This window comes from Hydrogenophaga sp. UC242_53 (assembly GCF_042696965.1).
Taxonomy (GTDB): Bacteria; Pseudomonadota; Gammaproteobacteria; order Burkholderiales; family Burkholderiaceae_C; genus Hydrogenophaga.
The window spans coordinates 1,163,826-1,177,255 of the sequence record NZ_CP170552.1 but is presented as its reverse complement, the minus strand read 5'-3'; the positions used below and the strand labels follow the sequence as shown (position 1 = coordinate 1,177,255).

The following is a 13,430-nucleotide window of genomic DNA, read 5'->3' as shown; positions in this document are numbered from 1 at the left end:
GCGTCATCAAACCCGAGGCGGGTCTGTCTCGCGCTCGGGATGGCGGTGCCTGGCCATGGCCGCGATGAAGGTCGCCACATCACCACCCTGCACCACGCCCGGATCGGCTTCGCCCGAAGGCAGCGTGGCGGACGCACCCGCCGCTTCCAGCAGCGTGACGGACGCGGGCAGCACCAGGATGGTCTTGCAGTGGCGGTACTGGTCCTTGATGAACTCCATGGTGTCGGCGATCGAGCGAGAGCGTGCGCACACCCTCGTCGCCGTCGGGCAGCACCAGCGCATCGAACAGGAAACCGGGCTCGTTCTCGAGCGAGGCATCGGCATCGATCGCGACACCGTCCGCGGTCTTCACCGGGCCGATGCGTGGCGCCACGAAGCGCGGCACCGCGCCCTGCGCGAACAGCATCGCATGCACGTCGACCGCGCTCTGGCCGTTCACGCCATCGGCCACCAGCAGCGCCACCTTGCGGCCCTTGATCGAGCCGTCTCCCGGCCGCGCGAGCAGCGAGAGCGGGGGCGAGCGACTCACCTCGGGCTTGGGCGGGTTGTCCAGCGCGCGCGGCATCGGCGCAGGCAACGCCGCCATGCCCAGGCCTTCGGCCACCTGCGCCGCCAGCGACTCCGAAGCGTTGCGCAGCGAGGCCACCATGCGCTCGCGGATCGCGGGCACCGTCACCTTGGAGAGTTCGAAACGGAACGCCGCCGCGATGTGGGCCTGCTCGACCGGGCTCTGGCTCTCGAAGAACAGCGTGGCCTGCGTGTAGTGGTCGGCGAACTTCTCGGGCTTGGCGCGGACCTTGCCCTGCTCTTCCTTGGCCTGGATGCGCGCCGGCACCGACACGAAACCCTGAGCGGCGCCGGCCTGGAAGGGACAGCCACCGGCCAGCGAATTCGGTTCGTAGTTCACGCGCCCCCGGTGGATGGCCTGGCGGTGCATGCCGTCGCGCTGGTTGTTGTGCACCGGCGCCAGCGGCGAGTTGATCGGGATCTCGTGGAAGTTGGGTCCACCCAGGCGGCTGATCTGCGTGTCCACGTACGAATGGATGCGGCCGGCGAGCAGCGGGTCGTTCGAGAAGTCGAGGCCTGGCACGATGTGCGCCGCGCAGAAGGCCACCTGCTCGGTCTCGGCGAAGAAGTTGTCGGGGTTGCGGTTGAGCACCATGCGGCCCACCGGGCGCACCGGCACCAGCTCCTCGGGCACGATCTTGGTCGGGTCCAGCACGTCGAAGCTGAAGCCATCGGCCTGCTCCTCGGTGAAGATCTGCAGGCCCAGCTCCCACTCGGGGAAGGCGCCCGCCTCGATGCGTTCCCACAGGTCGCGACGGTGGTAGTCGGGGTCGGCGCCGGAAATCTTCACCGCCTCGTCCCAGACCAGCGAGTGCGTGCCGTAGACCGGGTTCCAGTGGAACTTCACGAACACCGAATCGCCTTCGGCATTGACCATGCGGAAGGTGTGCACGCCAAAGCCCTGCATGGTGGCGTAGCTGCGCGGAATGCCGCGATCGGACATGGCCCACATCAGCATGTGGGTGGACTCGGGCATCAGGGACACGAAGTCCCAAAAGGTGTCGTGCGCGCTGGCCGCCTGCGGCATCTGGTGATGCGGCTCGGGTTTCACGGCGTGCACCAGGTCCGGGAACTTCATCGCGTCCTGGATGAAGAAGACCGGCATGTTGTTGCCCACCAGGTCCCAGTTGCCTTCGTCGGTGTAGAACTTCACCGCGAAGCCGCGCACGTCGCGGGCGGTGTCCTTGGACCCTCGCTCGCCCTGCACGGTGGAGAAGCGCACGAACACCGGCGTGACCTTGCCGGCTTCCTTGAAGGGCGCGGCCTTGGTGATGTCGGTCAGCGCGTCGTAACACTCGAAGAAGCCGTGCGCGCCCGAACCGCGTGCGTGCACGATGCGTTCGGGAATGCGCTCGTGGTCGAAGTGCGTGATCTTTTCGCGCAGGATGAAATCCTCCAGCAGCGCTGGACCACGCACGCCGTACTTCAACGAGTTCTGGTTGTCCGCGATGGGCACGCCCTGGTTGGTCGTGAGCACCTGGCCCGACGAGTCCACTCGCACGCGGTCCAACGACTCGATGGCCCAGTTGATGCCTTCGGCCGCGACGCTGCCGGTCTTGTCGGAGTGGTTCTCCTCCGACAGGGTGCTGCCCGTGGGCAGGCGGGATGGCGCATCGACCGTGATGCCGGGCTGCACCGCCAGCCCGTTGTCGAAACCGTGTTCGCCGGCCTTGTTGGCGTTGAACGGCATGCCCTCGGCCAACTGGCCGGTGTGGACCGCCTTGAGCACGGCAGGATCGTTCGCAGGCTGGACTTGGGAAGGCCCACTGTCGGTGTTGCGGGCCGCGGCCCGGGGAGCGCTGTTCGCCTCCGGGTTGGCGCGGCCGGAGTCGGGGGATTTGGATTTAGGCACAGTGGGCTTTCGAGAAAAGTTGAGCGATTGGACGGTCAGGCGACTTCAGCGCCCATGAGCGCCTCCTTGCGCGCCATCAACTGGTCGCGCATGCGCACCAGGTCCAGCGACTTGGCCGCCCTGGCCTTGGGGAAGATCTCGTTGCGCTCTTCCTTCACGTGGTGGTCGATGTACTCGCCCAGCACCTTGACCTTGGCGTCGAACATCTCGTCGGCTTCTTCCATGGCTTCGATCTGGGCGATCAGGTCCTTGGCACCCGCGTGCTCCACCTCGGCTTCGGCCAGGATGTCGGTCTCTTTCAAGGCTTCACGCAGCGCGGGGTAGAAGATTTCTTCCTCGACGGTGGCGTGCACCGTGAGTTCCTGGCAGATCTGGTGTGCCAGCTCCAGTTTCTTCTGCGCGGCGCCACGCGCCTTGGAGCCGGCAAGCTCCTCGTAGGTCTTGAACATCTTTTTGACCGCCTTGTGGTCGGTGTCCAACAGGGTGCATGCGTCTGCTTCGGTTCGGGTGGTGGCGATGGAGGGCTCCTGATTTCGGTGTGGGGATGGATGTTTTGATCGAGAGAAGCAAAACCCCACCCGGCCCAGCTGGGCAGGGTGGGTGCACTGCATCAGCGGTTATGAAGCGTTGTTGTCACCCGGGCGGCGGGTGCCATCGTCCTGCTCCCGGGCACCGGGACGCGAACCGTCCTGCTGTTGGGACGGGTTGACTTCCTTGCGGCCTTGCTGGTCGGAGCCGCCGGGGTTGCTCTGCTCGCGCTGCCCTGCCGGGTTGCTCTGGTCGCCTTGCTGCCCGCCTTGCTGGCCCGGGCGCTGACCTGGGTTCTGGCCCTGCTGATTCTGGCCCTGCTGGCCTTGTTCCTGCTGGTTCTGGCCTTGCTGGCCCTGCTGTTGGCCTTGCTGGCCCTGGTTGTTCGATGCCATGTCGTTGCTCCTGCATGTGTTGAAAGAATTGCGGCGATCGCGATGGATCGAACGCAAATCTCTTTGGGCAAGGCGCGTGCCCGCGCCGTGTCAACCGGGCTGCCAGCGCAGGCGCTGCCAGGGGCGTGTGTCGCACTTGAGGATGTCGCGCATGTAGGCCAGCGCCGCCGCCTTCTTCTCATCCGTCTCGGCCGCCGTGCAGTCCTCGGGCGCGTGCACCTTGAGGCCGCGCAGAAAGGCATCGGCGGCCGTCAGCTGGATGCAGATGTCGGTCGCCAGCCCCGCCATCACCAGGGAGCGGGCGCCGATCTGGTCGAGCAGGATGTCCAGGGGCGTGCCGAAGAAGGCGGAGTGCATCGGTTTCAACACGGTGAGGTCGCCGCGCTGCGGGCGCAACAGCCGCGCCATGGACGCGCTGACGCCCTGGCCCTGCGCCAGGCGCTTCACCAGGGTGGGGAAATCGGAGCGCCAGCGGCCGAAGTTGTCGTTGGCATAGATCACCGGAATGCCTCGCGCGCGGGCCGCGCTGGCGAGTTGGCGAGCCGCCCTGGCTGCCAGCAACGCGGGCCCGGCGAGTTCGTCGGCTTCGGGGAAGTCCAACGGGTTGATGAAGTCGATCAGCAGCAGGGCGCGCCGGCTTCGTGGCAGTTCCGCTTCACCCATCGCCCCTCCCTTGCCCCACCTCGCCGGACGAGTCTTTCAACACGCTGATGCCGCCATCGGCCTCCAGAAAGGCGTACTTCATGTCCTTCAGGTCGCAATCGGCCTCACGCAGTGCTCGTTCCACATCCAGCATGGGCACATGGTGCTGCCTGAGGGTGCGGGAGTGAATCCGCCCATCGCGGCCAATGAGCACAGGCTCGCCCTCGGCCAGGGCTTGCAGCCTGGTACTGCGGGCGGTCACCACCGCCACCAGCATATTCAGGGCGATCAGGGTCGCGGCAGCAAGCAGTCCACCGGTCACCGACTCCTCGCCCCCACTCAGCCCCGCCGACACCGACTCGCTCAGCAGCATCACCACCAGGAGGTCGAACGGCGTGAACTGCCCCACGGTGCGCTTGCCGGAGAGGCGCACCAGCAGCAACAACACCGCATAGATGATCGCGGCCCTGGCGGGCAACTCCCACCAGGCAGTGGAAAGCTCGAACATGGACACCTCGCCTCACGATGAATGCCCAGGTCAGAGCAAATGGCATTCCCGGAACGCGCAGGTCGACCGTTGAGCAGCACCTCGGGCGCTTGCGGCAAATTTTGCTGATCCAAGACGGCGGGAGCGCTTTTTACCGCTCGAAGCTGTGTGTCATGGCGAACAGTCGGATCGGCCGCAGACAGGCACCATCACGCGCACCAACCGTCCGGAGAACCATGGATTTGCTCGACCTCATGCAATGGCCCGCCATGCTGGTAACGCTGCTGGCGTCCTGGCTGGTGGCCTCGCGCAGCGCCGGGCGGCGCCATGCCGGCTTCTGGCTGTTCCTGGCCAGCAACGCCCTGTGGGTCGCCTGGGGTTGGCATGCGAGCGCGTACGCGCTCATTGCCCTGCAGATCGGGCTGGCCGGCATGAACATCCGCGGCGCCCTGAAAACGGAAAGCCCGTCGTGATGGCATCGCGGCCGGGGATGCGGCCCGCCAGCGAAAGGCTACGCCTGCAGCACCTTGGCCAGCGCCTCGGCCGAAACGGGCTTGGTGAAGTGGTAGTCCACCAACGAAAACACTTCGGCCGCCAGCTCGTCGTCATGGTCCGAGCCGGTCACCGCGATGAGCACCAGGTTGTCGCCGCATTGCTGGCGCAGCGCACGGACCAGTTCCAGGCCGTCCATGTCCGGCATGTGCACGTCGAGCATGACGCACAGCGGCAGCGAATGCCCCACCACCTCGAGCGCCTCCTGGCCGCTGTACGCCGCCCTCGCGCGATGCCCCATGAGGGTCATCAGCGTGGTCAACGAGTCCGCGGCATCCCGCGAGTCGTCGACGATCAATATGTCCAGGTCCTGGTTTGTCATGGCTGTTGTGCCTGTGGTGACCCGACGGGCCCGCTCGCGCGACAGCATAATGCCTTTCGCCGGACGTTCGCACGCGCGGGCCGATGTGCCGGCGTCCACCCCCTCCTGCCCGGCCCGGGCCAGCGTCGTTCTTGAATGGAATCGTCCATGGAAGCTGCGAGCCCGGAACCCCCTCCATTTCTATCCGGTGGCGGAGAGCTCGCCCGGCTCATCGCCGGGTTCGACTGGGCATCGACCGGGCTTGGCCCGATCGACCAATGGCGCGACCACGTGAAAGCGGCCACGGCCTTGATGCTGCGTTCCCAGGTGCCCATCGTCATGCTCTGGGGCGAGCGGGGGTTCATGGTCTACAACGACGCCTACTCCCACTTCTCGGGTCTGCGCCACCCTCAGTTGCTGGGCTCGGAGGTGCGCAAGGGCTGGCCAGAAGTGGCGGACTTCAACGATCACGTCATGACGGTGTGCCTGGCCGGCGGCCACCTGCGGTTCGAAGACCAGGAGTTGATCCTGCACCGCCACAACCGTGCCGAGCAGGTCTGGATGAACCTGGACTACTCGCCGCTGCTCGACCTGAGCGGCCAGCCGGTGGGCGTGATGGCCATCGTGGTCGAAACCACCGCCAAGGTGCAAGCCCTTCGCAAGGTGCACAGCGAACGGGAGCGGATGGCGCAGCTGTTCCAGCAAGCCCCGTCGTTCATGACCATGCTGCGGGGAAGCTCGCATGTCATCGAATTGGTCAACCCCAACTACCTCAAGCTGGTGGGCCACCGCGACGTGATCGGCAAGACGGTGGCACAGGCGCTGCCCGACGCGGTGGAACAGGGGTACCTCCAGCTGCTCGACGAGGTGTATGCCAGCGGGCAGGCGCATTCGGCGCGGGGCGCCCGGTACGCGGCGCAGGCCGAACCCGGCGGCCCGGTCAACACACGCTATCTCGACTTCGTGTTCCAGCCCCTGAGGAACGAGGCCGGCGAGGTCGACGGGATCTTCGTGGAAGGGATCGATGTCACGGACCGGGTGCAGGCCGAAATGAAGCGGGACTGCCTGACGGTGCTGGGGGATCGTTTGGCGGCCCTGTCAACGCCGGTGGAGCTCGCGCACGCGGCCTCCGAAATCCTTGGCGATGCGCTCAAGGCCAGCCGCGTGGGATACGGCAGCATCGACAACGCCACGGAGACACTGACGGTCGATCGCGACTGGGCCGCGCCCGGCGTGGACAGCCTGGCCGGCACGACGCGGCTGCGCGACTACGGCGCCTTCATCGACAGCCTCAAGCTGGGCGAGTTCATCGCCATCGCCGACGTGCGCCTCGATGCGCGCACCGCCTTCGCGGCCGAGGCCCTCGAATCCAAATCCGCGCGCTCGTTCGTCAACGTGCCCATCATGGAAAACGGTCGGCTGGCCGCCGTGTTCTTCGTGAACTGCGACCAGGTCCGGGAATGGGAGGCGGAGGAACTCTCCCTGATCCGCGAAGTGGGCCAGCGCACCCGCGTGTCGGTGGAGCGCGCCCGAGGGCACATCGCCTTGCAGGAAAGTGAAGCCCGCCTCAGGGAGGTGAACGAGACACTGGAGCAGAAGGTCGAGCAACGCACCGCCGAATTGATGGAGATCGAGTCCCACTTCCGCCAGGCGCAGAAGATGGAGGCCATCGGCCAGCTCACGGGCGGCCTGGCGCACGACTTCAACAACCTGCTCGGCACCATCAGCAACAGCCTGCAGATCCTGAAGATGCGGCTGACCCAGGGCACGACGGACGGGCTGGAGCGCTACATCGGCATGAGCGAGGATTCCATCCGCCGCGCCGCCGCGCTCACCCACCGGCTGCTGGCGTTCTCGCGCCGCCAGACGCTCGATCCCAAACCCATCGACGCCAACCGACTGGTGCAGGGCATGGAGGACATGATCCGCCGCACCATGGGGCCCTTGATCGACATCGAGGTGGTCGGCGCCGGCGGCCTGTGGTTCACCAAGGCCGATGCGTCCCAGCTCGAGAACTCGCTGCTGAACCTCTGCATCAATGCGCGCGATGCCATGCCCGAGGGAGGCCGTCTGACCATCGAGACGGCGAACAAGTGGCTGGACGAGCGCGCCGCCGGCGAGCGCAGCCTGCCGCGCGGGCAATACGTGTCGCTGTGCGTGACGGACACGGGCACGGGCATGTCCGCCGACGTCATCGAGCGCATCTTCGACCCTTTCTACACCACCAAGCCCCTGGGCATGGGCACCGGCATGGGCTTGTCCATGGTCTACGGTTTCGTGCGCCAGTCCGGCGGGCAGGTGCGGGTGTACTCCGAAGTGGGCATGGGCACGACGATGTGCCTCTACCTGCCCCGCTACCTCGGCCCCGGTGTTGACGAGGAGGAAGCACCACGGCCCGCGCCCATGCAGGCGGGCGATGGCGAAACCATTTTGGTGGTCGAGGACGAATGGGGCATCCGCGTCACGATCGAGGAGGTGCTGACCGACTCGGGTTACCACGTGCTCACGGCCGATACGGGCCCCGCGGCCATGAAGATTCTGGACAGCGAGGCGCGCATCGACCTGCTCATCACCGACGTCGGCCTGCCCGGGGGCATGAACGGCCGTCAGGTGGCCGACGCGGCCCGCATCCAGCGAACGGGCCTGAAGGTGCTGTTCATCACCGGCTATGCCGACAACGCCGCGGTCGGCAATGGGCACCTCGACCCGGGCATGGCCGTGTTGACCAAGCCCTTCGAGATCTCGGTGCTGTCCAGCCGGGTCAAGGCCCTGCTGAGCCCGTGACGCGGGCGGGGAGGCCGGCGCGCACGAAGTCCACCAGCTCGGCCAGTGCGCCCTCCGTCGGCGTTCGCCACAGCAGGTGGGTCTGCAGGCAGGCGTCGTCGTGCGCCAGCGGAATCGCCACGATGCTGGCCGGCAGCTTGCCCACGATGCCGCCACCGTAGAGCGCCACGTGGGTGCTGCGCGCCACCGACTCCAGCAGGATCGGTGTGTCGTCGGGCTCGTACACCACCCGGGGCTTGAAGGCGTGGCGCTCGAACAGCGCAAACAGCAGTTCGCGGAAGGTGCCCCAGCGGCCCGGCGATCCGATGATCAGGCCCTCGTCCCGCAGGTCCTGCAAGTGCAGCTTGCGCTTGCGCGCCAGCGGATGACCCACGCGGCACAAGGCCACGATGGGCTGCGAGTCCACCAGCACCCGGTCCAGTGAAGGCGACGGCGCCAGCGATGCCGGCAGCAGCAGGAAGGCCGCGTCCAGATCACCCGCGACGATCTCGGCGAACAGGCGCTCGGACGGTGCCTGCAACAGGTTGAGCTCCACATCGGGGAAGCCCACGCCAAAGCTGAACAGCAGTTCCGGCATGGCGCTGTTGGCGGCCTGGGCCGAGTAGCCGATCAGCAGCTTGCGCTTGCTCGAACTGCCGGCCAGGCGGCGCGATTCGCGCACGGCCTGGTGCAGGCCGTCGAACACCGCATCGAGCTGTCCGAGCAGATGGGCGGCGGCCGGGGTCAGCTCCATCGACCGCGTCGTGCGCACGAAGAGCGGGAAGCCCAGCTCCTCCTCCAGCAACTTGATGGAACGGCTGAGCGCGGGCTGCGCGATGCGCAGCGCTTCGGCCGACTTGCGGAAGTTCAGCGTGGCGCTGAGGTGGCGGAACTGCTGAAGCCGCCGCAGGCTGGGGTAGGTCTTCATTGATGCCGGAATTCTATCAATGAGGGATCAAATGGTATTGGACTGGGCCGGGGGCCAAAACTAGCATTCACGCCCACCAGATCCACCACAAGAATTCATGAAAGCCTCCGTTTCCCAGTTCAAGAGCGTGCGCGACATTGAGAGCAACTTGCGCACAATACGCAGCCACATCGCGACCGCCGCCGCCAGCGGCGCCCAGCTGATCTGCTTTCCCGAAGCCAGCATGGTCGCCTACGAGTCCTCGCGCGAAGAGCTGGTCGCTTTCGCCGGGCAGCAGGCGGCCCGCTTCATCGACGAGGTAGGCGCCAGCGCCAAGGCGCACGCGATCGACGTGTTCGTCGGCCTGTACGAGCCGCTCGATCGCCACCGCACGCGCAACACCTTCGTGCACCTGGGTGCCGATGGGCAACTCAAGGGCCGCTACGAAAAGCTGCACCTCTACGATGCGTTCAGCTTCAAGGAGTCCGACAAGAACCGGCACGGCCAGCTGCTGCCTGCGCACGACGAGGTGTATGTGGCCGACGTGGGCGGCGTGCGCTTCGCCATCCTCAACTGCTACGACCTGCGCTTCCCCGAAATCTCGCGCATCGCGGTGGACAAGGGCGCCGACGTGCTGCTCTACGGCGCGGGCTGGATCGCCGGCAGCCTCAAAGAGCTGCACTGGGAGACCCTGCTGCGCGCGCGCGCCATCGAGAACACCTGCTACGTGCTGGCCTCGTGCCAGCCGCCGCCCACTTCCGTGGGCATGAGCATGGGCATCGACCCCTCGGGCCTGGTGATCGGCGGCATCGCGGCCGCCGAGGGCGTCGTGACGGTCGACGTGCTGCCCGAGCGCCTGCGCGATGTGCGCAAGGACCTGCCCTGCCTCGAACACCGCCGCTACCAGATCGCCCTCAATTCCTCCGGAGACAACAACACATGAACAACCAGCAACCGCAATCCCAGAAAAAGGTGCTCTATTCGGCATCGCTCGGCCAGTTCGTCGAGTGGTACGACTTCGTGATCTACGCCTACTCGGCCACCATCATCGCCAAGCTGTTCTTCCCCACCACCGACCCGGCCACCGCCCTGCTCTCGGCCTTCGCGGTGTACGGCGTGGGCTTCGTCATGCGCCCGCTGGGCGGCTTCATCTTCGGCAGCCTGGGCGACCGCTTCGGCCGCAAGGCGGTGCTCTCCGCCATCATCCTGATGATGGGTGGCGCCACCGTCGGCATCGGCGTGCTGCCCACCTACGCGCAGATCGGCATCGCGGCGCCCATCCTGCTCGTGGTGCTGCGCCTGATCCAGGGTCTGTCGGCGTCGGGCGAGACCATCGGCTCCAACTCCTTCGTGGCCGAACACGCGCCACCGGGGCGCCGCGGCCTGCACGTGGCCTTCACCTACGCCTTCGCCAACCTGCCGCCCGTGGCGGCCGCGCTCATCATCCTCGCCGTGACCAGCCTGCTGGGCAGCGAGGTGTACGAGAGCTGGGGCTGGCGCATTCCCTTCCTGATCAGCGGCCCGCTCGCGCTGGTGGGCCTGTACATCCGCAACCGCGTCGATGAATCGCCGGCTTTCGAGGTGGCGCGCGCCAAGCAGGAAATCTCGACCACGCCGGTGTCGGACGCCATCCGCGACCAGAAGAAGGCCATGGGCTTCAGCTTCGCGCTGGCCGCGTTCTCCAGCCTGACCTTCTACACGCTCGCGGGCTACTTCGTGTCCTACCTCACCGTCACGGTGGGCATGAGCCGCAGCGACTCGCTGATCTCCAACGGCATCGCCATGACCGTCGCCTTCCTCACGATGATCGCGAGCGGCTTCGTGTCGGACAAGGTGGGGCGCAAACCGGTGATGGTGGTCAGCCTGCTGTTCAACGCCATCGTCTGCGTCCCGGCCTACATGCTGGCCGGCGAAGGCACGCTGTTCCACGCGGCGCTCGCGCAATCGCTGCTGGCCATCGGCATGGGCTCGTTCGCCGGCCCGCTGGGCATCACGCTGCTCGAGCTGTTCCCGACCAAGACGCGCTTCAGCGCATCAGCCATCAGCTACAACCTGGCGTACACCATCTTCGGCGGCACCGCGCCCTTTGTCGGCACCTACCTGGTGCTGGCGCAGCGCAGTCCAAGCTGGCCCCGGCCGCCTACCTGGCCGCGGTGTCCGTCGTGGTGCTGTGCGTCACGCTCTTCCTGCCCGAGACTTACCGGCGCTCGCTGACGGACTAGCCTCCTCGATGCCCTGCGCCAGCAACTCGGTGGCGAACTCGATGTAGCCCCGCACCAGGGCATCGCTGCCCGGCCGCTCCTTGAAGAGCACCGCGAGCATGGGCTGGGCATCCATGAAGAAGGTGCACATGCCCAGAATGGCGACGTGCAGGTAGCGCGCGTCCAGTTCGCGCGCCGGCTTGTCACCGGGGATGGGGTTGAGCACGAACTGCGTCAACGCCAGCCCCCGTTTCGCCACCGTGTTGAGGTCCCCCACCTCCATCTGGGCCTCTTCATCGGAGTAGATCTCCTTGAGCACCAGATTCATGAACTGCGGGTTGCGCTGCAGTGAATCGATCAGCATCTGCAGGCGCGTGCGGATGCGGTGGCGCAAGGGCCCCGGCTCGTCCAGCACGAGCCGGCTGCGTTCCTGGATGTCGTCCAGCAGGCCCACCGCCGCGGCCCGCAGCAGGCCCTTCTTCGTGCCGAAGTAGTAGCGGATCAGCGCCGGGTCCACCTTCGCGGCACTGGCCACCTCCACCACCGTCAGCGCCTCCGGCGCCTTGTGGCGCAACAGCGCGAGCGCCGCTTCGACGATCTTCTCCTTGCCCACGCCGCTGCTGGAAGCGGGCCGGCCCGCTGTGCGGCGCGGCTCCTTGCGCCGTCGACGGGGCGTGGGGGTGTCGTTGTCCTTCATCACGCCATTCTAGGAACACTTCGCGCGCGGCACGCCCCGCATCGAAGGCCGGCGGCATTAATTCCCATGAAAAGGAAATATCCACACTGCATGTAGGGATTGTCATTTCGGGTTGACAGGCGTTCCGCCAGGGTCTTAGCATCCGCTCAATTCCTATTTGTAGGAATTAAAAGAACTTCAACCCTCTGCTGAATGTCCCCCCAAATGTCTGTCGTTGCGATCACCTTCAACCCCCATCTCCTCAGCGCCAGAACCGCCACGCGGTCCAAGGACGCCGGGAACGGCCTGATCTTTCAACCGGGCGAAGAGGACAACCTGCGATGGCAAAGCCGTCCCAGCGAACCGTCTGAGGAGGAACAGGCCCTGGCCGCGGCCATCGTGCAGATCTACGCCGACGACGGCCGCTCGCCCGAGGCTTTCGCCGAAGCGCTCAACGCGAGAAACCTGCTGCAACCCGATGGCAGCGCATGGACGCCCGAGACCTTGTGCGCCGTGCTCGAACGCCTGGCGGTCTGACCCCCATCGATCCGAAAGAACACCCCATGAAATCCCACGACATCACCCGGCGCGAGCTGATGCTGGCCGGCATGGCCCTGGCCGCTCCCGCCGGCGCCTTCGCGCAATCGGCCCGCCCCACGCAGCTCATCGTCGGCTTCCCCGCGGGGGGAGGCATTGACCTGCTGGCGCGCCTGATGGCGAGCCAGCTGCGCGCGCACACCCCCGAGCCCGTGGTCGTCGACAACAAGGCAGGCGTGGCCGGCCGCCTGGCGCTGGAGCACATCAAGCGCGCGCCGGCCGACGGCAGCGCCTTGCTGCTCACGCCCGACTTTCCCCTCACGATCTTTCCGCACATCTACAAGAAGCTGGCCTACCAGCCGCTGCAGGACTTCACGGCCGTGGCCGCCTGCGCGCGCTCGGAGCTGGTGCTCAGCGTGGGACCCATGGTGCCGTCGAGCGTGAACACCGTGCCCGAGCTCGTGAAATGGATGCAGGCCCACCCGGACAAGGCCGACTACGCCTCGTCGGGCCCCGGTGGGGTGCTGCACCTGCTGGGCGTGATGTTCAGCCAGGCCACGGGGGTGCAGATGACCCACGTGCCCTTCAGGGGCAGCGCGCCCGCGCTGCAGGCGCTGGTGGGCGGGCATGTGGCCGCGAGCTTCAACGCCGTGGGCGAAGCCCTGCCCTTCAAGGCCTCGGGTGGCCTGCGGCCGATCGCGACCTTCGGCGCCAAGCGCTCGCGCTACCTGCCCGAGACACCGTGCATGGTGGAGCTGGGTTATCCGAATGTGCAGGCCGACACCTGGCTGGGCGTGTTCGCGCCCCCTCGCCTGCCTCAGGCCCTGGTGGAGCAATGGAACACCCGGATCACCAGCGTCGTGAACTCCAGCGAGTACATCGCGAGCCTGGACAAGCTCTCGATGGAGCCGCTCACGCTCAAGCCCGCGGCGCTCGCCTCCCTCGTCAAGACCGACATCGAGCGCTGGGCGCCTGTCGTCAAGGCCTCCGGCTTCACCGCCGATGAATGAACACCCCCAACA

The 13,430-nt window shown here is 66.7% G+C and carries 13 protein-coding genes and 1 pseudogene; 6 read left to right on the top strand and 8 right to left on the bottom strand.

Annotation, left to right across the window (positions count from 1 at the left end; all coding sequences use genetic code 11):
- Positions 1 to 6: 6 nt before the first annotated feature.
- The 5 genes and pseudogenes from ACFJI0_RS06055 to ACFJI0_RS06035 form a co-directional block, all read right to left on the bottom strand.
- Positions 7 to 2,419: pseudogene (locus ACFJI0_RS06055) on the bottom strand (catalase).
- Positions 2,420 to 2,454: 35 nt separating this feature from the next.
- Complete coding sequence (locus ACFJI0_RS06050; RefSeq protein WP_382325539.1) at positions 2,455 to 2,937, bottom strand: hemerythrin domain-containing protein; 483 nt, start codon at positions 2,935 to 2,937, stop codon at positions 2,455 to 2,457.
- Positions 2,938 to 3,036: 99 nt separating this feature from the next.
- A complete protein-coding gene (locus ACFJI0_RS06045; protein ID WP_382323785.1) occupies positions 3,037 to 3,342 on the bottom strand; it encodes a hypothetical protein in 306 nt (101 codons plus the stop codon).
- Positions 3,343 to 3,432: 90 nt separating this feature from the next.
- Complete coding sequence (locus tag ACFJI0_RS06040; protein WP_382323784.1) at positions 3,433 to 4,005, bottom strand: cysteine hydrolase family protein; 573 nt, start codon at positions 4,003 to 4,005, stop codon at positions 3,433 to 3,435.
- Entirely contained in the window at positions 3,998 to 4,492 is a 495-nt protein-coding gene (locus ACFJI0_RS06035; RefSeq protein ID WP_382323783.1) for a DUF421 domain-containing protein, read from the bottom strand. The genes ACFJI0_RS06040 and ACFJI0_RS06035 overlap by 8 nt, the downstream gene beginning before the upstream one ends.
- Before the next feature lie 17 nt (positions 4,493 to 4,509).
- Between ACFJI0_RS06035 and ACFJI0_RS06030 the strand changes: the two genes are divergently transcribed.
- Positions 4,510 to 4,944 carry a hypothetical protein gene (locus ACFJI0_RS06030; RefSeq protein ID WP_382323782.1) on the top strand — a complete coding sequence of 145 codons (435 nt, stop codon included), beginning with the start codon at positions 4,510 to 4,512 and terminating at the stop codon, positions 4,942 to 4,944.
- 38 nt (positions 4,945 to 4,982) lie between these two features.
- Here ACFJI0_RS06030 and ACFJI0_RS06025 read toward each other — a convergent pair whose 3' ends face one another.
- Positions 4,983 to 5,345 (bottom strand): response regulator, encoded by a 363-nt coding sequence (locus tag ACFJI0_RS06025; RefSeq protein ID WP_382159463.1) that lies wholly within the window; start codon positions 5,343 to 5,345, stop codon positions 4,983 to 4,985.
- Positions 5,346 to 5,615: 270 nt separating this feature from the next.
- Here ACFJI0_RS06025 and ACFJI0_RS06020 point away from each other — a divergent pair, with 270 nt between their 5' ends.
- On the top strand, positions 5,616 to 8,108 hold the full coding sequence (locus tag ACFJI0_RS06020) for an ATP-binding protein (protein WP_382323781.1): 2,493 nt from the start codon (positions 5,616 to 5,618) through the stop codon (positions 8,106 to 8,108).
- On the opposite strand, the gene ACFJI0_RS06015 is transcribed toward ACFJI0_RS06020, so the two are convergent.
- Entirely contained in the window at positions 8,086 to 9,015 is a 930-nt protein-coding gene (locus ACFJI0_RS06015; RefSeq protein WP_382323780.1) for a LysR substrate-binding domain-containing protein, read from the bottom strand. The genes ACFJI0_RS06020 and ACFJI0_RS06015 overlap by 23 nt on opposite strands.
- A gap of 97 nt (positions 9,016 to 9,112) precedes the next feature.
- On the opposite strand from ACFJI0_RS06015, the gene ACFJI0_RS06010 reads away from it, so the two are divergent.
- Together ACFJI0_RS06010 and ACFJI0_RS06005 are read left to right on the top strand one after the other, a co-directional pair.
- A complete protein-coding gene (locus ACFJI0_RS06010; RefSeq protein WP_382323779.1) occupies positions 9,113 to 9,937 on the top strand; it encodes a nitrilase-related carbon-nitrogen hydrolase in 825 nt (274 codons plus the stop codon).
- The gene (locus tag ACFJI0_RS06005; RefSeq protein ID WP_382323778.1) at positions 9,934 to 11,208 is read left to right on the top strand and encodes an MFS transporter; all 1,275 of its coding nucleotides are present in this window, start codon (positions 9,934 to 9,936) and stop codon (positions 11,206 to 11,208) included. The genes ACFJI0_RS06010 and ACFJI0_RS06005 overlap by 4 nt, the downstream gene beginning before the upstream one ends.
- On the opposite strand, the gene ACFJI0_RS06000 is transcribed toward ACFJI0_RS06005, so the two are convergent.
- On the bottom strand, positions 11,170 to 11,892 hold the full coding sequence (locus tag ACFJI0_RS06000; protein WP_382159473.1) for a TetR family transcriptional regulator: 723 nt from the start codon (positions 11,890 to 11,892) through the stop codon (positions 11,170 to 11,172). The genes ACFJI0_RS06005 and ACFJI0_RS06000 overlap by 39 nt on opposite strands.
- 204 nt (positions 11,893 to 12,096) lie before the next feature.
- On the opposite strand from ACFJI0_RS06000, the gene ACFJI0_RS05995 reads away from it, so the two are divergent.
- Together ACFJI0_RS05995 and ACFJI0_RS05990 are read left to right on the top strand one after the other, a co-directional pair.
- Positions 12,097 to 12,408 (top strand): recombinase-like helix-turn-helix domain-containing protein, encoded by a 312-nt coding sequence (locus tag ACFJI0_RS05995; RefSeq protein WP_382323777.1) that lies wholly within the window; start codon positions 12,097 to 12,099, stop codon positions 12,406 to 12,408.
- 26 nt (positions 12,409 to 12,434) lie between these two features.
- Positions 12,435 to 13,418, top strand: a complete 984-nt coding sequence (locus ACFJI0_RS05990; protein WP_382323776.1) for a Bug family tripartite tricarboxylate transporter substrate binding protein — start codon at positions 12,435 to 12,437, stop codon at positions 13,416 to 13,418.
- The last annotated feature ends 12 nt before the right edge of the window (positions 13,419 to 13,430 follow it).